This window comes from Pseudomonas sp. 18.1.10 (genome assembly GCF_024655625.1).
GTDB lineage: Bacteria > Pseudomonadota > Gammaproteobacteria > Pseudomonadales > Pseudomonadaceae > Aquipseudomonas.
In genome coordinates, this window is record NZ_JANLGL010000104.1 from 1 (window position 1) to 20,219 (window position 20,219).

Genomic DNA, 20,219 nt, shown 5'->3' on the forward strand with positions numbered 1-20,219 from the left:
TCGCGAGCAAGCCCGCTCCCACACAAGCCCGCTCCCACACAAGCCCGCTCCCACACAAGCCCGCTCCCACATTGGATTTTCGGTGGATGTTAGAGAGATGTCAGGCGTCATCGCCCTCGTCATCATCCCCACCATCAACCTTCATCCCCAATTCCTTGATCTTGCGGGTCAAGGTATTGCGGCCCCAACCTAGCAGCACGGCAGCATCGCGACGGCGACCGGCGGTGTGCTTCAGGGCGGTCTCGATCATGATCCGCTCAAACGCCGGCACGGCGCTGTCCAGCAGGTTCGACTGGCCGCGAGCCAATGCCTGGTCGGCCCATTGGCGCAGCGCCTGCTCCCAGTTGGTCACCGGCGCCGAGTCCTGTGGCAGGCTCAACAGCTCGGGTGGCAGGTCGCTGATATGCACTTCGCGACCGGACGCCATCACTGTGATCCAGCGGCAGGTGTTTTCCAGTTGGCGCACGTTGCCCGGCCATGGCAGGTTTTTCAGGTATTCCTCGGTCTCGCTTTTCAGCAGCTTCGGCTCGACGGCCAGCTCCTGGGCCGCGCGGCTGAGGAAGTGGCGGGCCAGGGTCGGGATGTCTTCGCGACGGTCCGACATGCGCGGGATATGAATGCGGATGACGTTGAGGCGGTGGAACAAGTCTTCACGGAACTTGCCCGCGTGGACCAGGGTTTCCAGGTTCTGGTGGGTCGCCGCGATGATGCGCACGTCGACCTTGACCGGCGTGTGCCCGCCCACGCGGTAGAACTCGCCGTCCGCCAGCACACGCAGCAAGCGGGTCTGGGTGTCGGCCGGCATGTCGCCGATTTCATCGAGGAACAGCGTGCCGCCGTCGGCCTGTTCAAAGCGCCCGCGCCGCAGGTTGGCGGCGCCGGTGAAGGCGCCTTTCTCGTGGCCGAACAGCTCGGACTCCATCAGGTCCTTGGGGATCGCCGCCATGTTCAGCGCGATGAACGGCGAGGCCGCCCGGGGGCTGTGACGGTGCAGTGCATGAGCCACCAGCTCTTTGCCGGTGCCGGATTCGCCGTTTATCAGCACGGTGATGTTGGAGTGGCTCAAGCGCCCGATGGCGCGAAACACTTCCTGCATCGCCGGCGCTTCGCCGATGATTTCCGGGGTGCGGGTCAGGGCCGGCGGGGCTTCCTGGCTTTGCTGTTCCTGGGCGTGCTGGTTGGCGCGCTTGACCAGCGCCACCGCCTCGTCCACGTCGAACGGCTTGGGCAGGTATTCAAACGCGCCGCCCTGGTAGGACGCGACAGCGCTGTCCAGGTCCGAGTGCGCGGTCATGATGATGACTGGCAGGCGCGGGTGCTGCTCGCGAATCCGTGCCAGCAGGTCCAGGCCACTGGCGCCGGGCATGCGGATGTCGGAGATGATGACGTCCGGCTGCTGGCGCGCCAGTCGGCTCATCACGCCGTCGGCGCTGTCGAAGCTCTGGGTGGTCATGCCTTCCTGTTGCAAGGCTTTCTCGAGGACCCAGCGGATAGAACGGTCGTCATCGACGATCCAGACAGTTTCACTACGGCTCATGTCGATGGGGCTCCTTGTTCCAGAGGCAGAAAGATCGAGAACGTGGTGTGGCCAGGATGGCTCTCACATTCGATCAGACCCTGGTGCTGGCTGATGATGTTCTGGGTAATGGCCAGGCCCAGCCCGGTACCGTCCGGGCGGCCGCTGACCATGGGAAAGAAAATGGTTTCCTGGAGTTCCGCAGGAATGCCCGGGCCGTTGTCGATGATCTCGACCTTGGTCACCAGGCGATGGCGCACATGGCCGATGGTGAACTGGCGCAGGGCGCGGGTGCGCAGGCTGATGCGGCCCAGGCGCAACTCGTTCTGGCTGCTGATGGCCTGCATGGCGTTGCGCACGATATTGAGCACCGCCTGGATCATCTGTTCGCGGTCGATCAGCACGTCGGGAATGCTTGGGTCGTAGTCGCGCACCAAGGTGATGCAGCCCTGGCTTTCGGCTTCGACCAGTTGGCAGACGCGCTCCAGCACCTCGTGCACGTTGGTCATCGCCAGCGACGGCAGCTTGTTGGAGCCGAGCATGCGGTCCACCAGGTTACGCAGGCGGTCGGCTTCTTCGATGATGACGTTGGTGTAGTCCTTGAGGTTCTCGTCGGGCAACTCGCGGGCCAGCAACTGCGCCGCGCCACGAATGCCGCCCAGCGGGTTCTTGATCTCATGGGCCAGGCCGCGCACCAGCATCTTGCTGGTCTCCTGCTTGGACAGCTGCGCTTCTTCCTTGGTGATGCGCAGCAGGCGGTCGCGGGGGTGCACTTCGAGCAACAGCAGGGTCGTGCCGTTGCTGAGGATCGGAGTCACGGCGTAATCGACGGTCAGTGTCTGGCCGGTGAGGGCAGTGAGCATCGCTTCGCGCTTGGTAAACGGGTGTGCCTGCTCCACCGCCTGGCGCAACGAGCTCAAGGCTTCCGCCGACTCGGTGAACAATTCGCTGATGAACTGCCCATGGCTGCGCTGGCCGCTGATGGCCAGGAGCATCTCCGCCGCCGGGTTCATGTACTCAAGACGCAGGTCGTCATTGAGCAGGATGGTCGCGGTGGTCAGGTTGTCGAGTAGCAAACGGTGCAGTGCATCGCTGATGGTCATCAGGACCTCTTTTGGAGCAAGGCGCGGGCTTGAGGCACACGCTGATACAAGGAAAATGCAAAAACCAAACCAAGGCTCCGAAAAGAAGCGTAAATGCCCTGGAATGGGGGTTTAGGGCGCGAATCTGTGGCGGTCTGCCGGCTTGCCCGGGAAGTTTCGAACCAAAATGGGCTGATGGGTGGGAAGGGGGCAGTCTTGCGCACCAATATAGTGCGTATTTGGCGGGTCTGTTCAGGAATGCTGAAAAAGGCTTTGTTGGCAGTGGTAGGGCGGGAGATCACGCAGCCGTGGCGTTCTGGATTCAGGAAGGCTTTTTCGGCGGGGTCTTTCTGTTGTTCAGGCAAGGGGTGATGACTTCGCGCAGGCCACCATTGTCGTGCGGCAATAAAAACACCGCAGTCAACGGTGTGCCTCCGCGGACGGCTGAAGGCAGTTTTATCTTGATGGGGTGGCCGGCCATATCAGCGCTGATCCACTCGCGTAACTCGCGGCGATTGGCCGGCATGGTGAATTTGAACAGTGCACCCTGCGGTTGCGGGTGTTCTGCGCTGTAGTAGCCGTTTACGGGATAGGTGTGGGCGGGAAGCGCACCTGTCGTGAGGCTGAGGGGGTCTGTTGGCCGGGTTCTTTTACCTTCATAAATGCTGGGATTGAAGCGCAGTTCATCGGTGTGGGTGTACAGCGAGATGACCGGGCGCAAAGGTGAGCGATAGCAGGCGACTTGCAGGATCGCAATGCTGGTCTCGTCAGCGTGAGCGGCCATGCCGTCGATGTGCACGCTGGTAATCTTGCTGCGCGGCTCGGGCGCTTGCACGATCCAGGTGGCGGGCACGAAGTTGTTGATTGGGGAGGACGTGCGTTCTTGTGCGCAGGCCAGCGGGCTGAGCATGAGCATCAGTGAGCATAGGCGTTTGCAGGTGGGATTCATTGCTAAGTACGCAGGAGGGTGGCGGCTGGTCGTTGCATCCTGGCGAATCGGCTGTCTGGGGTATGTCGGATATTTCTGCAAATTTATGAAATGACCGGAAATGGCCTGCACTGAACTGGGGTGTGATCGGACAAGGCAAACAGGCAAAAAAAAGACCTCCCGAAGGAGGTCTTTTTTGTCACGCCACGTTAAGCAGCGCTACCGGATCAGCAGCTGTAGTACAGCTCGTATTCCAGTGGGTGTACGAAGGTGCGGACCTTGATTTCTTCTTCGCTTTTCAGGGCGATGTAGGCATCGATAAAGTCGTCGCTGAACACGCCGCCTTTGGTCAGGAACGCACGGCCCTTGTCCAGCTCTTCCAGGGCTTCTTTCAGGCTGCCGCACACTTGTGGGATCTCTTTGGCCTCTTCAGGCGGCAGGTCGTACAAGTTTTTGTCGGCGGCGTCGCCTGGGTGGATCTTGTTCTGGATGCCGTCCAGGCCAGCCATCAGCAGCGCGGCGAAAGCCAGGTACGGGTTGGCAGCCGGGTCCGGGAAACGTGCTTCGATACGACGGCCGCGTGGGCTGTTGACGTAAGGAATACGGATCGAGGCGGAACGGTTACGGGCCGAGTAGGCCAGCATGACCGGTGCTTCGAAGCCTGGTACCAGACGCTTGTAGGAGTTGGTCGCCGGGTTGGTGAAGCCGTTCAGGGCCTTACCGTGCTTGATGATACCGCCGATGAAGAACAGGGCAGTTTCCGACAGGCCGGCATAGCCTTCGCCAGCGAAGGTGTTCTTGCCATCTTTGGCGATGGACATGTGCACGTGCATGCCCGAACCGTTGTCGCCGTACAGCGGCTTAGGCATGAAGGTCGCAGTGCGGCCGTAGGCGTCAGCTACGTTGTGGACAACGTATTTCAGGGTTTGAACTTCGTCGGCCTTCTTCACCAGGGTGTTGAACTTGACGCCGATTTCGTTCTGGCCAGCAGTTGCCACTTCGTGGTGGTGAACTTCAACGACCTGGCCCATTTCTTCCAGCGCGTTGCACATGGAGGTACGGATTTCGTGGTCGTGGTCGAACGGAGGTACTGGGAAGTAGCCGCCTTTGACGCCTGGACGGTGGCCTTTGTTGCCGCCTTCGATGTCTTGGTCGGACATCCACGAGCCTTGCTCGGAGAAAATCTTGAACATCGAACCGGAGATGTCGGACTTGAACTTCACTTCGTCGAAGATGAAGAACTCAGGCTCTGGACCGCAGAACACGGTGTCACCGATACCGGTGGTCTTCAGGTATTCCTCGGCACGGTGGGCGATGGCGCGCGGGTCGCGATCGTAGCCTTGCATGGTCGAAGGTTCGATGATGTCGCAGACCAGGATCAGGGTCGGCTCTTCGGTGAACGGGTCCAGTACGGCGGAGTCGTCGTCCGGCAGCAGGATCATGTCGGAGGCTTCGATGCCTTTCCAGCCAGCGATGGAGGAACCGTCGAACATCTTGCCGACTTCGAAGAAGTCGTCTTCCAGCGCGTCACGAGCCGGCATGGTCACGTGGTGCTGCGTGCCTTTGGTGTCCGTGAAGCGCAGATCAATCCATTTAACGTCATGATCTTTGATGAGTTGAACCGACTTCGACATAGTGTCCTCCGGGTGGCTTCGGGCTGGGGTAGTGGAGTTAGCCCTTAGAATGTGGGTGATGCCGGCGCGGATAGTCCGCCATGGCAACCTGCCTCACAAGAGAGCAAATTGCATGCCAGTGCGCCAACATGGGTTTTTTGCTTCAAAAACGCCCCTATAAAGGTGCAATGCGACAAATGCGCAAAAATCGCGCACCGCAATGTGGCGGCAGCGCCTGAAAATGCACCTCTTTAGTGCGCAGGCATCCCGATGCATATTAACTGGTTAAACCTTGAGCGATTTCCGCTATAATCCGCGCCCCCCTTTTTCAGCAGGCCCGGCGCGCGCTGTTTCCATGAAATTAATCGTTAAAGTCTTCCCCGAGATCACCATCAAGAGCCGACCGGTACGGACGCGTTTCATCCGTCAGTTGGCCAAGAACATCCGTGCCGTGCTCCGTGACCTGGACCCGGCTGTGGTGGTGAACGGCGTGTGGGACAACCTCGAGCTGGAAACCCGCATCACCGACGCCAAAGCCTTGAAGGATATGACCGAGCGCCTGAGCTGCATGCCGGGCATCGCGCATTTCCTGCAGGTGGATGAGTACCCGCTGGGCGACTTCGACGACATCACCGAGAAGTGCAAACAGCACTTCGGCAGCGAGATCGAAGGCAAGATTTTTTCGGTGCGTTGCAAGCGCGCCGGCAAGCACAGCTTCAGCTCCATGGATGTGGAGAAATACGTCGGCAGCAAGCTGCGTCGCGAGTGCGGCGCCGCCGGAATTTCCCTGAAAGCGCCGCAAATTGAAGTGCGCATGGAAATTCGCGACCAACGGTTGTTTGTCATCCACAGCCAGCACAACAGCATCGGCGGCTACCCGCTGGGCGCCCTGGAACAGACCCTGGTGTTGATGTCCGGCGGTTTCGATTCCACGGTGGCGGCCTACCAGATCATGCGCCGCGGCCTGATGAGCCACTTCTGCTTCTTTAACCTGGGCGGGCGTGCACACGAATTGGGCGTGATGGAAGTCGCGCACTTTATCTGGAAGAAGTACGGCAGCTCCCAACGCGTGCTATTTGTAAGCGTGCCGTTTGAGGAAGTGCTGGGAGAAATTCTCGGCAAAGTCGATAACAGTCATATGGGCGTGGTATTGAAGCGTATGATGTTGCGCGCTGCGTCGCGGATCGCCGATCAGTTGCAGATCGACGCCCTGGTGACCGGTGAAGCCATCTCCCAGGTCTCCAGCCAAACGCTGCCGAACCTGTCGCTGATCGATTGCGTCACCGAGAAGCTGGTCTTGCGCCCGCTGATCGCCAGCCACAAGCAGGACATCATCGACCTGGCCGAAGAAATCGGCACGGCGGATTTTGCCAAGCACATGCCGGAATATTGCGGGGTCATCTCGGTGAACCCCAAGACCCACGCCAAGCGCAACCGCGTGGAGTACGAAGAACAACAGTTCGACATGGCCGTTCTGGAGCGTGCGCTCGAGAACGCCAAGCTGGTGCCGATCGATCGCGTGATCGACGAATTGGGCCAGGACATCAAGATCGAAGAAGTCAGCGAAGCCCTGGCGGGCCAGATCGTCATCGACATCCGTCACCCGGATGCCGCTGAAGATGAGCCGCTGGAAATCGCTGGCATCGACGTACAAACGCTGCCGTTTTATGCATTGAACGCGCGTTTCAAGGAACTGGATAACAGCCGTCAGTACCTGCTGTATTGCGACAAAGGCGTGATGAGTCGCCTGCATGCCCACCATTTGCTCAGTGAGGGGCATGCCAATGTGCGCGTTTATCGACCGAGCTAAGAGCCCGGGGCTGTTTGCCTGTGGCCTGCGTCACCGGCCCCCCGACTCTGCCGTCAAGCTGTAACGGCAAGGCCTGACTCTACTGTTAATCGCTGCCACGACCTGTCAGCACACCGAATCCTCTGATCGAGATACACAAGTGATCGAAAATCTACGTAACATCGCCATCATTGCTCACGTTGACCATGGTAAAACCACCCTGGTAGACAAACTCCTGCGTCAATCCGGCACCCTGGAGCGCAACGAGCTCAACGACGAGCGCGTGATGGACTCCAACGACCAGGAAAAAGAGCGCGGTATTACCATCCTGGCGAAAAACACCGCCATCAACTGGAACGGCTACCACATCAACATCGTGGACACCCCGGGCCACGCCGACTTCGGCGGCGAAGTAGAACGCGTAATGTCGATGGTTGACTCCGTTCTGCTGCTGGTTGATGCCCAAGACGGCCCTATGCCGCAAACCCGTTTCGTGACCAAGAAGGCTTTCGAAGCCGGCCTGCGTCCAATCGTGGTCATCAACAAGGTTGACCGTCCAGGCGCGCGTCCGGACTGGGTTCTGGACCAGATCTTCGACCTGTTCGACAACCTGGGTGCCACCGAAGAACAGCTGGACTTCAAAGTCGTCTACGCCTCGGCCCTGAACGGTATTGCCGGTCTGGACCACACCGACATGGCTGAAGACATGACCCCGCTGTACCAGTCGATCGTCGACAACGTACCAGCGCCAAAAGTTGACCGTGACGGCCCGTTCCAGATGCAAATCTCGGCACTGGACTACAACAGCTTCCTGGGCATTATCGGCGTTGGCCGTATCGCTCGTGGTCGCGTCAAGCCGAACACTCCGGTTGTGGCTATCGACGCCGACGGCAAGAAGCGTAACGGCCGTATCCTGAAGCTGATGGGTCACCACGGTCTGCACCGTGTAGACGTTGAAGAAGCGGCTGCCGGCGACATCGTCTGCATCAGCGGCATGGACTCGCTGTTCATCTCCGACACCCTGTGCGACCCGCTGAACGTTGAAGCGATGAAGCCGTTGACCGTTGACGAGCCAACCGTTTCCATGACCTTCCAGGTAAACGACTCGCCATTCTGCGGTAAAGAAGGCAAGTTCGTGACTTCCCGTAACATCAAGGAACGTCTGGACAAAGAACTGCTGTACAACGTTGCACTGCGCGTTGAAGAAGGCGACTCGGCTGACAAGTTCAAAGTATCGGGCCGTGGCGAGCTGCACTTGTCCGTACTGATCGAAACCATGCGTCGCGAAGGCTTCGAAATGGGCGTTGGTCGTCCAGAAGTGATCATCCGCGTTGTCGACGGCGTGAAAAACGAGCCGTTCGAAAACGTGACCATCGACACCCCGGAAGAATCCCAGGGCAAGGTGATGGAAGAGATGGGCCTGCGTAAGGGCGACCTGACCAACATGGTGCCGGATGGCAAAGGCCGTGTACGTCTGGAATACAACATCCCTGCTCGTGGCCTGATCGGTTTCCGTAACCAGTTCCTGACCCTGACCAACGGTGCTGGCATCCTGACCTCGATCTTCGACCGTTACGACGTGATGAAGTCCGGTCAAATGTCCGGCCGTCAGAACGGCGTTCTGGTATCGGTAGAAACCGGCAAGGCGCTGACCTACTCCCTGGAAACCCTCCAGGCGCGTGGCAAGCTGTTCGTTGAACACGGTCAAGAGATCTACAACGGTCAGATCGTTGGTCTGAACAGCCGTGACACCGACATGGGCGTCAACCCAACCAAAGGCAAGAAGCTCGACAACATGCGTGCTTCGGGCAAAGACGAAACCATCGCTCTGGTTCCACCTGTTCGCTTCACCCTGGAACAGGCCCTGGAATTCATCCAGGACGACGAGCTGTGCGAAGTTACGCCTAAGTCGATCCGCCTGCGTAAGAAGATCCTGGACGAAGGCGAGCGTACCCGCGCTGCCAAGAAAGCCAAGAACTGAGTTAACTCAGGCTGAATGAAAAACGCCCCCGGTCGAAAGGCCGGGGGCGTTTTTTTGTGCCTGCAAAATATGGGGTGACTGTGCCGGCCTCTTCGCGAGCAAGCCCGCTCCCACATTTGAATGCATTCCAAAGTTGGAACTCGGTCAAATGTGGGAGCGGGCTTGCTCGCGAAAGCGGTAGTCCAAGCAATACAAAATTTGGATCAGAACTTATCGAGGGTCTTGAACTTGGTCTCGCGCACCACTTCCTTCGGCTTGTACGCGCAATACCCCGGGCGCGGACCGATCTTCGGGTGGTTGCGGCAGGTGTCCGGGCGCTTGTCATAAATAGTGCAGAAGCGCGTCTTACGATCCAGGAACAGGCAGTCGTTGTTGCTCATGCGCTGCAGGGTAAAAATCTCGGACTTGGAATTGAAGCGCTCAACGATGCCTTCTTTCTGCAAGCGCTTGGCGATGTTCTTCGCTGGGTCGCCGAGTTCGAACTCATCGACCAGGCCAATGCGGATCAGGTCCTTGACCTTCACTTCCACCGGCAGCGTGCAGCAGCTGGACACGCAGCCACCGCACATGTGCGCGGAGTATTTCTGCCACGTTTCAAGACGGTCGAGTTCCGCGGCGGCGATCAGTTGAGGCTTCATCAGGGTTCCAAAAGGTGGGGCTGTATCCGGGCGCGCGATCATACCGGGATTGGTGATTTTTTGAACAATATTTTGCGGGTTTCGGCCAGAAGGTGCGCTTGCGGCAAAAGCAGGCACGGCCAATGCATCAAAAACCGGCAAAGGTAAATGCGTTAAAAAAGTGCCGAACCAGAGCGGTCACCGTGTGTCAGACCGTCTAGGCTCTAGCAACTCCTTCTATCTCGCCCGAGGTCGCATCTGATGTCTCAGGAACCACTTGCACGAGAAGCAGAGGTAGCCGCATTCCGCGATGCCGTCTTGACCAAACTCACCTACGCGGTGGGCAAGGACCCGGATCACGCCTTCGACCACGACTGGTTCGAAGCCATTGCCCTGGCCGCACGCGACCAGATGGTCGATCACTGGATGGACCACACGCGGCGCATCTACCGCAAAGGTCAGAAACGTGTGTATTACCTCTCCCTGGAGTTCCTCATCGGCCGTTTGCTCTACGACAGCCTGAGCAACCTCGGCGTGCTGGAGATTGCCCGCGAAGCCCTGGCCGAGCTGGGTGTGGACCTGGAGCGCATCCGCCTGCTGGAGCCCGACGCGGCGCTCGGAAACGGCGGCCTCGGCCGTTTGGCGGCGTGCTTCATGGAAAGCATGTCGACCTTGGGCATTGCCGGTCACGGTTATGGCATCCGGTATGAACATGGCTTGTTCCGCCAGGCGATTGTCGATGGCTGGCAACAGGAACAAACCGAGCACTGGCTGGATTTCGGCAACCCGTGGGAGTTCGAACGGCCTGAGGTGGTCTACCCGATCGGCTTTGGTGGCGGCGTCGAAACACTGGAAGATGAGTCTGGAAAGATGGTCCAGCGCTGGACCCCCAGCGAAACCGTACGCGCCATTGCCTACGACACCCCGGTGGTCGGCTGGCGCGGTGCCAGCGTCAACACCCTGCGCCTGTGGCGTGCCCGCGCCGTCGAAGACCTGCACCTGGAACGCTTCAACGCCGGTGACCACCTCGGCGCCGTCGCCGAAGTGGCCCGCGCCGAAAGCATCTCCCGCGTGCTGTACCCGGCCGACAGCACCGAAGCGGGGCAGGAACTGCGCCTGCGCCAGGAATACTTCTTCGTCGCCGCCTCCCTGCAAGACCTGCTGCGCCGCCACAAGAACATGCACGGCTCGGTGCTCAGCCTGGGCGAACACGCCGCGATCCAGCTCAACGACACCCACCCGTCCATCGCCGTGGCCGAGTTGATGCGCCAGCTGGTGGACCTGCACGACATCCCATGGGACGCCGCGTGGGATGTGACGGTTGAAACCCTGTCCTACACCAACCACACCCTGCTGCCCGAAGCATTGGAAACCTGGCCGGTAGGCTTGATGGAACGCATGCTGCCCCGGCACATGCAGATCATCTACCTGATTAACGCCCAGCACATCGATTCGCTGCGTGCCAAGGGCATCCACGACTTCGACGTATTGCGCGCCGTCTCGCTGATCGAAGAAGACAACGGCCGCCGCGTGCGCATGGGCAACCTGGCGTTCCTCGGCTCCCACAGCGTCAACGGCGTGTCGGGTTTGCACACCCAGTTGATGCGCAGCACAGTGTTCTCCGAACTGCATAAGCTCTACCCCGAGCGGATCAACAACAAAACCAACGGCATCACCTTCCGCCGCTGGCTGTACCAGGCCAACCCCAAGCTCACCGAGATGCTGGTGCAAGCCCTGGGCCCGGACATCCTCGACCAACCCGAACAGCGCCTGATCGAGCTGGAACCGTTTGCCGACAAGCAGGCGTTCCGCAAGGAGTTCGCCGAGCAACGCTTGCACAGTAAAAGGGCACTGGCAGAAATCATCCACGAACGCCTGGGCATCTCGGTGAACCCGGCGGCGATGTTCGACGTGCAGGTCAAGCGCATCCACGAGTACAAGCGCCAACTGCTCAACCTGTTGCACACCGTGGCGCTGTACCAGGCGATCCGCGCCGAACCGGGCACCGACTGGGTGCCACGGGTGAAGATCTTCTCGGGCAAGGCGGCCGCCAGTTATCACCAGGCCAAGCTCATCATCAAGCTGACCAACGACATCGCCCGCACCGTCAACAACGACCCCACCGTGCGTGGTCTGCTCAAGGTGGTGTTCCTGCCCAACTACAACGTCAGCCTGGCGGAAAGCATCATCCCGGCGGCGGACTTGTCCGAGCAGATCTCCACCGCCGGCTTTGAAGCCTCGGGCACCAGCAACATGAAGTTCGGCCTCAACGGCGCGCTGACCATCGGCACCATGGACGGCGCCAACGTGGAGATGCACGAGCGCGTCGGCGCCGAGCACATGTTTATCTTCGGCCTCAGCGCGCAGCAGGTGGAAGCGCGTAAACATGCCGGTGAATTCAACGCCGGGCCCGATATTGCCGCGTCCCATCGCCTCAACGATGTGCTGCAAGCGATCCGTGGCGGGGTGTTCTCGCCGGATGATCCGGGGCGTTATGTGGGCTTGATCGACGGGTTGGTCGACTACGACCGCTTCCTGGTGTGTGCCGACTTCGATTCCTACTGGGACGCCCAGGCGCGGGTCGAAGCGCATTGGCACGATTCCAAGGCGTGGTGGCGCTCGGCGGTGCTCAATACGGCGCGGATGGGCTGGTTCAGTTCCGACCGGACCATCCGCGAGTACGCCACCGAAATCTGGAAAGCGTTGGACTAGACCCCGCACCACCCTGTGGAAGCAGGCTTGTGTGGGAGCGGGCTTGCTCGCGAAGACGGTGTGTCAGTTAACGAATATGTCGACTGATGCACCGCTTTCGCGAGCAAGCCCGCTCCCACACAAGCCCGCTCCCACATAGGCCCACATAAGCCTTCTCCCACATTGCGCTTGCGTCGATATACTAGGCCTCGGTTTGCCCAGGGATTATCGACCATGCAATGGATTTTCATGCTGATTGGCCTCGCGCTCGGCTGGACGCTCGACGAGTCGTTCAGCGATGCCGGTATCGGTGCGCTGCTGGGCTTGGGTATTGGCCAGGCGATCCGCCTCACGCAACTGGCGACCCAGGCAGACAAGCAGGCAAGCCAGCTGGAAACCACGCAAAAGGCGCTGATCGCCCTGGGTGAACGCCTGCGGCAGCTGGAAGTGCCCGCGCCGCCAAGCAGTGTCATCGTCGAACCCCCGATCCCCGAACCGACCCCCGTAGCCAAGGCGCCCGAGCTGGTCTGGGAGCTGCCGGCCGAATTGGCGCCCGTCGCCGTGGTGGCCGAAACGAGCCGACCACTGCCGGAAGACGCCTGGGCCCCGACGCCGCGCCCGGAAAAAGCACCGGCAATTCCCCGTGGCCCCAACCTGATCGAGCGCGCCATCAGCGGTGCGCGCAATTGGCTGTTTGGCGGCAACACTGTGCTGCGAGTCGGCGTGGTGCTGTTGTTCCTCGGCCTGGCCTTTTTGCTGCGCTACGCCACCGAAGGCATGGTGGTGCCGATTGAGGTGCGCTACGCCGGTGTCGCCGCCGCGGCCATCGCCCTCCTGGGCCTGGGCTGGTGGCTGCGCCTGCGCAACAGCAACTACGGCTTGATGCTGCAAGGCACCGGGATCGCGGTGCTGTACCTCACGGTATTCGCGGCGATGCGCCTGCATCCGCTGATCGATCCCGGCGCGGCGCTGGGCTTGCTGGTGGCGGTCACGGTGTTATCGGCGATCCTGGCGATTACCCAGGACGCCTTGGGCCTGGCCTGCGCCGCCGCGCTCGGCGGTTTTGCGGCGCCGATCCTCACGTCCACCGGCGCCGGCAACCATGTGGCGTTGTTCAGCTACTTCGCCTTGCTCAACGCCGGCATCCTCGCCATCGCCTGGTTCAAGGCGTGGCGCCTGCTCAACCTGATCGGCTTTGTCGGCACCTTCGGCATCGGCTTCGCCTGGGGCCTGCGCTCCTACACGCCGGAACTGCTGTGGAGCACCGAGCCGTTCCTGATCCTGTTTTTCCTCATGTACCTGGCCATCGGCCTGTTGTTTGCCCGGCGCAAGCTATTGGAAATGGGTGACGCGCCTGAAAGCCGTGACGCGTTGCTGCGCTGGTCGGCTGCCAAGGGCGATTATGTCGATGGCAGCCTGTTGTTCGGCCCACCGCTGGTGGGCTTTGGCTTGCAGTTCGCACTGGTGCAGCACCTTGAGTTTGCCGCCGCGTTCAGTGCGCTGGGCCTGGGCATTATCTACATGGGCCTGGCGCGACTGCTCAGGGGTGGCCGTGCGTTGTTGTTGTTGGCCGAAACCTGTCTGGCACTGGGTGTGATCTTTGCCAGCCTGGCGATTCCTTTGGGCCTCGATGCGCGCTGGACCGCTGCCGCCTGGGCCGTGGAAGGCGCCGGGATCTTCTGGCTGGGCTTGCGCCAGCAGCGGCCATTGGCGCGGGCGTTCGGCTTGCTGCTGCAAGTGGGCTCGGCGCTGGCGTTCCTCAGCGAGCTGCGCATCGGCGAACACACTTTGCTCGATGGCGCACCGCTGGGCGCGCTGCTGCTCGGCGCGGCGCTGCTGTTCAGCTTCGATCAACTGCGCAAGGCGCCGAATGAACAGGCGGCGGATTGGGAGCGCAAAGGCCTGCCGGTACTGGCGAGCCTTGGCCTGGGCTTTTTGTACCTGCTGGCGCCGTTGCTGTTGCAGACCCAAGGCACCGCCATCAGTTGGGCCATCGCCGGGCTGTTGACGCTGTTTGTCGGCCTGCGCATCGGCTCGCGCACCTTCCTCTTCACCGCGTTCGCCGTGCAACTATTGGGCGGCGCGTTGTTCCTCCTGCGCTTGCAAGGCGGTGAAGGCGCGGCGGTGTTCAGTGCGGGCTGGAGTGGCTTGCTCACCGCGTCGCTGATCGGCCTGGCCTTGATCGGTGGCATGCTGCTGGCGGCGCGCGACGACATGGTGCGCGGCGACGTGCGCTTGCTGCGCGGGCTGTCGGTGGTGCTGCTGGCGGGTTTGGTGCTGATAAACCTCGCGGTGCTGTTCGTGCTGCCGTGGCAAAGCGCCAGCGGCGTGTGGGCGGCCAGTGGGCTGTTTATCATCTGGCTGAGCCTGTACCTGCAACAGCGCGTGAGTTTTGTGTTCGGTTTGCTGCTGCAACTGATCGGCGGCGGTTCATTCCTGCTGTCGGTGCCGGAACTGCTGGGGCCGTTGACCAGCGAAGGCCTGCGACCCTTGGCCCACAGCGGTTTCTGGACGCCGTTGGTACTGGGCCTGGCCGCACTGGTCGGCGCCTGGCGCTTGCAGCGTGAACCCCATGCGCCGGTGTTTGCCGTGCTGAGACTGCAGCGCCTGTCCGACCTGCTGCTGGTGTGGGGCGCGGCGTGGTGGGTGTTGGCGCTGGTCGGCGAAGTGCTGCGCTTTGCCCCACGAGAATTGCAAGGCGCGTTCCTGTTGGCCATCGCCGCCGTGAGCGTGGCGATCTGGACGCTGCTGGCCGCCCGCCTGAACTGGGCGGCGCTGGGCATGCTGTGCACCTTGTTGATGCCAGCGGCGGGCGTGGTGTTGCTGGTGTCTGCCCACGGCTATTACCACCCGGCGGCGCAGTTTGGCTGGCTGGCGTGGCTGACGGTGTTCGCCGTGCATTTCCTCTCGCTGCGGCGCCTGGCGGCGACCGTGCCCGGCAAGGTGCTGAGCGCGGCCCACGTGCTGGGCTGCTGGATGCTGATCGGCGTGCTGGCGCTGGAACTGCGTTACGGCCTGTTGCTGCTGTCGGACCAGTACAACGCCTGGCGCTGGCTCGGTTGGGCGATCCTGCCCAGCCTGTACCTGGTGCTGGCCGCTGCGCCGCGCAACTGGCCGTGGCCGGTGGCGGCGTATCCACGGGAATACCGCGTGCTCGCCGCGCTGCCGTTGGCGGTGCTGATGCTGGGCTGGTTCTGGTTGGCCAATATGTTCAGCGACGGCACGGCCGAGCCGCTGCCTTATGTGCCGCTGCTCAACCCGCTGGATCTGGGTTTGCTGTTCGCGCTGCTGGGCATCTACCTGTGGTCGCGCAGTGCCGCGCCGGAGCGTGGGCCGCGTGTGGCGTTGATCGCCCAGGGTGTGGCGGGCATTTCGCTGTTTGCGTTCTTTACCGCCTTGGTCATGCGCACCGCGCACCATTGGGGCGGCGTGCCGTTCCAGCTGGATGCGTTGCTCGAATCGATGCTGGTGCAAGCCGGCCTGTCGATCGTGTGGACGCTGATCGCCCTCGGCCTGATGATCGGCGGCCACCTGCGCCATCGTCGCGAAGTGTGGCTGATCGGCGCGGCGCTGATTGCGCTGGTGGTGGCCAAGCTGTTTTTTGTCGAGTTGAGCAACCGTGGCGGGCTGGCGCGGATCGTGTCGTTTATCGGCGTGGGCGGCTTGTTGCTGGTGGTGGGCTACTTTGCGCCGCTGCCGCCCAAGCGTGTGGAAACTGAGGGAGCATCGTCTTGATGGGCAAGCTGAGTCTGAGTGGGTTGGCATTGTGGCTAGTGTGTTCGGCGGCCTCCGCCCAGGAAACGCCGGCCGACTTTGCGGTCCAGGTGCCGCTGGCGGTAAGCGGCAACGGCCCCTGGTATCGCCTGGAGTTGCCCTTGGCGGTGCAACTGCGCGCGCGTCAGGCCGATCTCAGCGACGTGCGGGTGTTTAACGCCGCCGGAGAAACGCAGGCCTACGCGCTGTCCCGCCAACCCGCGCAGCGCAGTGAAAGCCGCCATGTGGCGGACGTGAAGTGGTTCCCGCTGTACGCCGCCGATACCCATGAGGCCTTGCCGGGCGTGGTGATGAAATCCACCGCCGAGGGCACATTGCTGGAAATCCGCCCCTCCACGCCGCAGGTGCAGCAGGTGTTGCGCGGTTGGGTGCTGGACGCCAGCGCGATCAAGGCGCCGTTGCAGCAACTGAGCCTGGACTGGAGTCGCGAGCGGGATGGTTTCCAGCGTTTCAGCATCGAGGCCAGCGATGATTTGCAGCACTGGACACCTTGGGGCGACGGGCAAGTGGCGCGCCTGTCGTTTGCCGACGAGCGGGTCGAGCAGCACGACGTGAATCTGCCGGGGCAATCCGCGCGTTACCTGCGCCTGGTGTGGCAAGGCCAGGCCGCGCCGCAGTTGACCTCGGCCAAGTTGGTCAGCGCCACGCGCAGCAGCCTGCCGCTGCCGCTGGTGTGGTCGCCGCCGTTGGCGGGCATGCGGCTCAAGGCGGGCGAATACAGTTGGCAGTTGCCGACCGGGCTGAACGTCGAGCGCTTGCGTGTCGAATTGAAGCAGCCCAACACCTTGGCGCCGGTGACGCTGTCCGGGCGTCGCGACAGCCAGCAGGCCTGGCAACCGTTGAGCAACGGTTTGCTCTACCGCCTGACCCAGAACGGCCAGGACGTGGTGCAGGATGAGTTGCCGTTGCCGGGGCAGGTGGTTACTGAGCTCAAGTTGCAGGTGGACGAACGCGGCGGCGGCCTGGGCGTCGAGGCGCCGGCCCTGCGCTTTGCGGTGCGCGCCACGCAGCTGGTGTTCCTGGCGCGGGGTGAGCCGCCGTTTACCCTGGCGCTGGGCAATGCGTCGGTGAAGGCGGCGAACCTGCCGTTGACCACGCTGATCCCGGACTACAGCGCCGAGCGCTTCAAGACGCTGGGGCAGGCGCAGGTAGCGGGCGAGGTGGCGGTCAAAACAGCCAGCGTTGCCGCTGCGCCGGACGCCGCTGCCGACTGGAAGAAACTCGGCCTGTGGGCCGTGCTCCTGCTCGGCGTGGCGGCGCTGGGAGGCATGGCCTACAGTTTGTTGCGCAAGCCCCAGGCCAAACCGTGAACTCTATTGGCGTTAAATCCTCTGATTAGAGGAAATAAGCCCCGACTCGCGTTAAACTGCGCGGGTTTTTAAGCCCCCCATTCTCCGGAGCCTTACATGTCCCGCGTTACCTTGAGTCGCTATTTGATCGAGCAGACCCGCAGCAACAACACGCCTGCCGATCTGCGCTTCCTTATCGAAGTGGTGGCGCGTGCTTGCAAGGAAATCAGCCACGCCGTGTCCAAAGGCGCACTGGGTGGTGTCCTGGGCAGCATGGGCACTGAAAACGTGCAGGGCGAAGTGCAGAAGAAACTCGACGTGATCTCCAACGAGATCCTGCTCGAAGCCAACGAATGGGGCGGTCACCTGGCCGGCATGGCGTCCGAAGAAATGGACAATGCCTACCAGATTCCGGGCAAATACCCGAAAGGCGCGTACCTGCTGGTGTTCGACCCACTGGACGGTTCGTCCAACATCGACATCAACGCCCCGGTTGGCACCATCTTCTCGGTACTGCGTTGCCCGAACGAATACCTGAGCCAGAACGAGCCGCTGAACGAAAAGGCCTTCCTGCAGCCAGGCACCCAGCAGGTTGCCGCCGGCTACGCGATCTATGGCCCACAGACCATGCTGGTGCTGACCCTGGGCGACGGCGTCAAAGGCTTCACCCTGGACCGCGAGATGGGCAGCTTCGTGTTGACCCACGAAGACATCACCATTCCTGCCGCGACCCAGGAATTCGCGATCAACATGTCCAACCAGCGCCACTGGGAAGAACCGGTGACCCGCTACGTTGGCGAACTGATGGCGGGCGAAGAAGGCCCGTTGAAGAAAAACTTCAACATGCGCTGGGTGGCTGCGATGGTTGCCGACGTGCACCGCATCCTGACCCGTGGTGGCCTGTTCATGTACCCACGCGACAGCCGCGAGCCGTCCAAGCCGGGCAAGCTGCGTTTGATGTACGAAGCCAACCCGATGTCGTTCCTGGTTGAGCAAGCGGGCGGCGCGTCCACCGACGGTCACCAGCGCATCCTCGACATCCAGCCGGAAGGCCTGCACCAGCGTGTGGCGGTGTTCCTGGGTTCGAAGGAAGAAGTTGAGCGTGTGACGGCGTATCACAAGAAGTAAGAGCTTGTGCTAAAAAAGCCCCGAAACGTTGAACGCGTTTCGGGGCTTTTTTATTTATTGAATCAGGATTTTTAGCAGTAACGCCTGCAAGTTTTTCCGGGTGTCAGCGATGACGTGTACGTAAATGGTCTGGTCTCGGATTTCGTAGATGATCCGGTTCATCCCACTGATGACTTGTCGATATTGGCTGAGATTAAGCTTCTCGATTTCTTCCGGTATTGAGTCAGCATGGGGATGAGTTTCTAGCCGACGCATTGTCTGTTTAAGCGCGTCATAGGTGTGTTGCCAGGTCGATGTCGAGAACTGTCGAATGACGTATGACTTGATGTCTTTGAGGTTGCTTTTTGCCGAGTGGAGAATCACAACCCTGAATGTCATTGAGCGTCGTCCTTATCCAGTTCGGCGAACACGTCCTCCATGTCCTGGAACTGCCCCAATTCAATCTGCCGATTGCCCAGGGCCAACAGCTTCAGCAAGGCCATGGTTTCTGCTTGCTCCTCAAAACTCTTCACGTCCATCACCACCAGTTTTGCTTCACCGTTTTGGGTGATGACCAGTGGTTCTCGGCTTTCAGTGAGTGTTTTTACGATCTCGGCGGTATGACTTTTCAGGTAGCTGATCGGTTTGATCTGAGATGAAAACTTCATGGGTGGGCCCTCGCTTGGCGATGCGACTCATTTTAGTCTTAATTTGGTCTTGCATAGGTGGCGTCCGATGAAAGGATGATATCTACGTGTTCGCAAATGCAGTGAAAAGGGCCAGTTCTCAGAAAAAATAAATACCCCCCGCCATCGGGAACCAGAAACCCCTTTTCCCTTCTAAGCTTCTGGCAGACCCCCATGCTGCTTCGTCCCTCCAGGAGTTTTTCCATGTCGTTACGCCGTCTCGCCCTGCTGACTTTTTGCGTGCTGTTGGCCGCTTGCAGCAAGGTCAATCAAGAAAACTACGCAAAGCTGTCGGCTGGCATGGCCAAGGCCGAGGTGGAGTCGCTGTTGGGTAAGCCGACCGATTGTTCCGGCGCACTGGGTATGTCCAGCTGCACCTGGGGCGATAAAACCAGCTTTATCAGCGTGCAATATGCCGGTGACAAGGTTCTGATGTTTTCCGGGCAAGGCCTGAAGTAAACCGGGGCGCGAGCCTGCGGGAGAAGAAGAATGATGCGTTTTGTTTTATACCTTTGCGCCAGCCTGTTTTTGGCAGGCTGCGCCAGCCATTCTGGCGATGATCTGCAACCCAAGACCGCGAGCAACGTCAACCTCAAGCGTTACCAGGGCACCTGGTACGAGCTGGCGCGATTGCCGATGTACTTCCAGCGCAACTGCGCGCAGTCCGAAGCCCGTTACACCCTGTTGCCGGATGGCGACATGTCGGTGTTCAACCGCTGCCTGACCACTGAGTGGAAGTGGGAAGAAGCCAAAGGCACCGCCACGCCGCAAGTGCCGGGCAAGACCGACAAGCTCTGGGTGGAATTCAACAACTGGTTTACGTCGTTGCTGCCGGGCGTCGCCAAGGGCGATTACTGGGTGCTGTACGTCAGCGATGACTACAAGACCGCCATCGTGGGCAGCCCGAGCCGGCGTTACATGTGGATCTTGTCGCGTACGCCGACGGTCAATGCCGACACCCGCGAAGACCTGCTGAGCCGGGCGCGACAGCAGGGGTATGACACCACGCGGTTGATCTGGCGTACGTCGGACAAGCAGATGGCGAAGACTTCGCAATAAGTCTGAATCAACGCGGATCAAAATGTGGGAGCGGGCTTGCTCGCGAAAGCGGTACATCAGCACCGGATGCAGTGACTGACACACCGC

15 protein-coding genes are annotated in these 20,219 nt (G+C 60.9%); 8 read left to right on the top strand and 7 right to left on the bottom strand.

All coding sequences use genetic code 11. The features are described 5' to 3' along the window. Positions 1–100: 100 nt before the first annotated feature. The 4 genes from ntrC to glnA form a co-directional block, all read right to left on the bottom strand. Positions 101–1,537: a nitrogen regulation protein NR(I) gene (ntrC, locus tag NUV89_RS17775; RefSeq protein ID WP_017734849.1), complete on the bottom strand. Its 1,437-nt coding sequence runs from the start codon at positions 1,535–1,537 to the stop codon at positions 101–103. Further along, complete coding sequence (gene glnL, locus NUV89_RS17780) at positions 1,534–2,619, bottom strand: nitrogen regulation protein NR(II) (protein WP_017734850.1); 1,086 nt, start codon at positions 2,617–2,619, stop codon at positions 1,534–1,536. The genes ntrC and glnL overlap by 4 nt, the downstream gene beginning before the upstream one ends. 301 nt (positions 2,620–2,920) lie before the next feature. Then, positions 2,921–3,514: a hypothetical protein gene (locus NUV89_RS17785; protein ID WP_257782338.1), complete on the bottom strand. Its 594-nt coding sequence runs from the start codon at positions 3,512–3,514 to the stop codon at positions 2,921–2,923. A gap of 239 nt (positions 3,515–3,753) precedes the next feature. Beyond that, positions 3,754–5,160: a glutamate--ammonia ligase gene (gene glnA / locus NUV89_RS17790; protein WP_017734852.1), complete on the bottom strand. Its 1,407-nt coding sequence runs from the start codon at positions 5,158–5,160 to the stop codon at positions 3,754–3,756. 334 nt (positions 5,161–5,494) lie between these two features. Here glnA and thiI point away from each other — a divergent pair, with 334 nt between their 5' ends. After that, positions 5,495–6,949 carry a tRNA uracil 4-sulfurtransferase ThiI gene (gene thiI, locus NUV89_RS17795; RefSeq protein ID WP_257782339.1) on the top strand — a complete coding sequence of 485 codons (1,455 nt, stop codon included), beginning with the start codon at positions 5,495–5,497 and terminating at the stop codon, positions 6,947–6,949. A 139-nt stretch (positions 6,950–7,088) separates the two neighbouring features. After that, complete coding sequence (gene typA / locus NUV89_RS17800) at positions 7,089–8,909, top strand: translational GTPase TypA (RefSeq protein ID WP_017734854.1); 1,821 nt, start codon at positions 7,089–7,091, stop codon at positions 8,907–8,909. Positions 8,910–9,112: 203 nt separating this feature from the next. Here the strand turns inward: typA and NUV89_RS17805 are convergent, their stop codons facing one another. Next, positions 9,113–9,547, bottom strand: a complete 435-nt coding sequence (locus tag NUV89_RS17805) for a YkgJ family cysteine cluster protein (protein WP_017734855.1) — start codon at positions 9,545–9,547, stop codon at positions 9,113–9,115. Between the two features lie 240 nt (positions 9,548–9,787). Here NUV89_RS17805 and NUV89_RS17810 point away from each other — a divergent pair, with 240 nt between their 5' ends. From NUV89_RS17810 to NUV89_RS17825, 4 genes are all read left to right on the top strand, one after another. After that, positions 9,788–12,238 (top strand): glycogen/starch/alpha-glucan phosphorylase, encoded by a 2,451-nt coding sequence (locus NUV89_RS17810; protein WP_257782340.1) that lies wholly within the window; start codon positions 9,788–9,790, stop codon positions 12,236–12,238. A 213-nt stretch (positions 12,239–12,451) separates the two neighbouring features. Continuing rightward, positions 12,452–15,952: a DUF2339 domain-containing protein gene (locus NUV89_RS17815; RefSeq protein WP_257782341.1), complete on the top strand. Its 3,501-nt coding sequence runs from the start codon at positions 12,452–12,454 to the stop codon at positions 15,950–15,952. Continuing rightward, the gene (locus NUV89_RS17820) at positions 15,952–17,301 is read left to right on the top strand and encodes a DUF3999 domain-containing protein (RefSeq protein ID WP_257782342.1); all 1,350 of its coding nucleotides are present in this window, start codon (positions 15,952–15,954) and stop codon (positions 17,299–17,301) included. Before NUV89_RS17815 ends, NUV89_RS17820 begins: the two co-directional genes overlap by 1 nt. Positions 17,302–17,397: 96 nt before the next feature. Next, entirely contained in the window at positions 17,398–18,408 is a 1,011-nt protein-coding gene (locus NUV89_RS17825) for a class 1 fructose-bisphosphatase (protein ID WP_017734859.1), read from the top strand. Between the two features lie 54 nt (positions 18,409–18,462). On the opposite strand, the gene NUV89_RS17830 is transcribed toward NUV89_RS17825, so the two are convergent. Next, positions 18,463–18,786, bottom strand: coding sequence for a type II toxin-antitoxin system RelE/ParE family toxin (locus NUV89_RS17830; RefSeq protein ID WP_257782343.1), 324 nt, complete (start codon positions 18,784–18,786; stop codon positions 18,463–18,465). Further along, a complete protein-coding gene (locus NUV89_RS17835) occupies positions 18,783–19,055 on the bottom strand; it encodes a type II toxin-antitoxin system Phd/YefM family antitoxin (RefSeq protein WP_003171142.1) in 273 nt (90 codons plus the stop codon). The genes NUV89_RS17830 and NUV89_RS17835 overlap by 4 nt, the downstream gene beginning before the upstream one ends. A gap of 222 nt (positions 19,056–19,277) precedes the next feature. Here NUV89_RS17835 and NUV89_RS17840 point away from each other — a divergent pair, with 222 nt between their 5' ends. Further along, entirely contained in the window at positions 19,278–19,532 is a 255-nt protein-coding gene (locus NUV89_RS17840; protein ID WP_017734861.1) for a hypothetical protein, read from the top strand. 30 nt (positions 19,533–19,562) lie between these two features. Then, positions 19,563–20,132 (top strand): lipocalin family protein, encoded by a 570-nt coding sequence (locus NUV89_RS17845; protein ID WP_017734862.1) that lies wholly within the window; start codon positions 19,563–19,565, stop codon positions 20,130–20,132. The last annotated feature ends 87 nt before the right edge of the window (positions 20,133–20,219 follow it).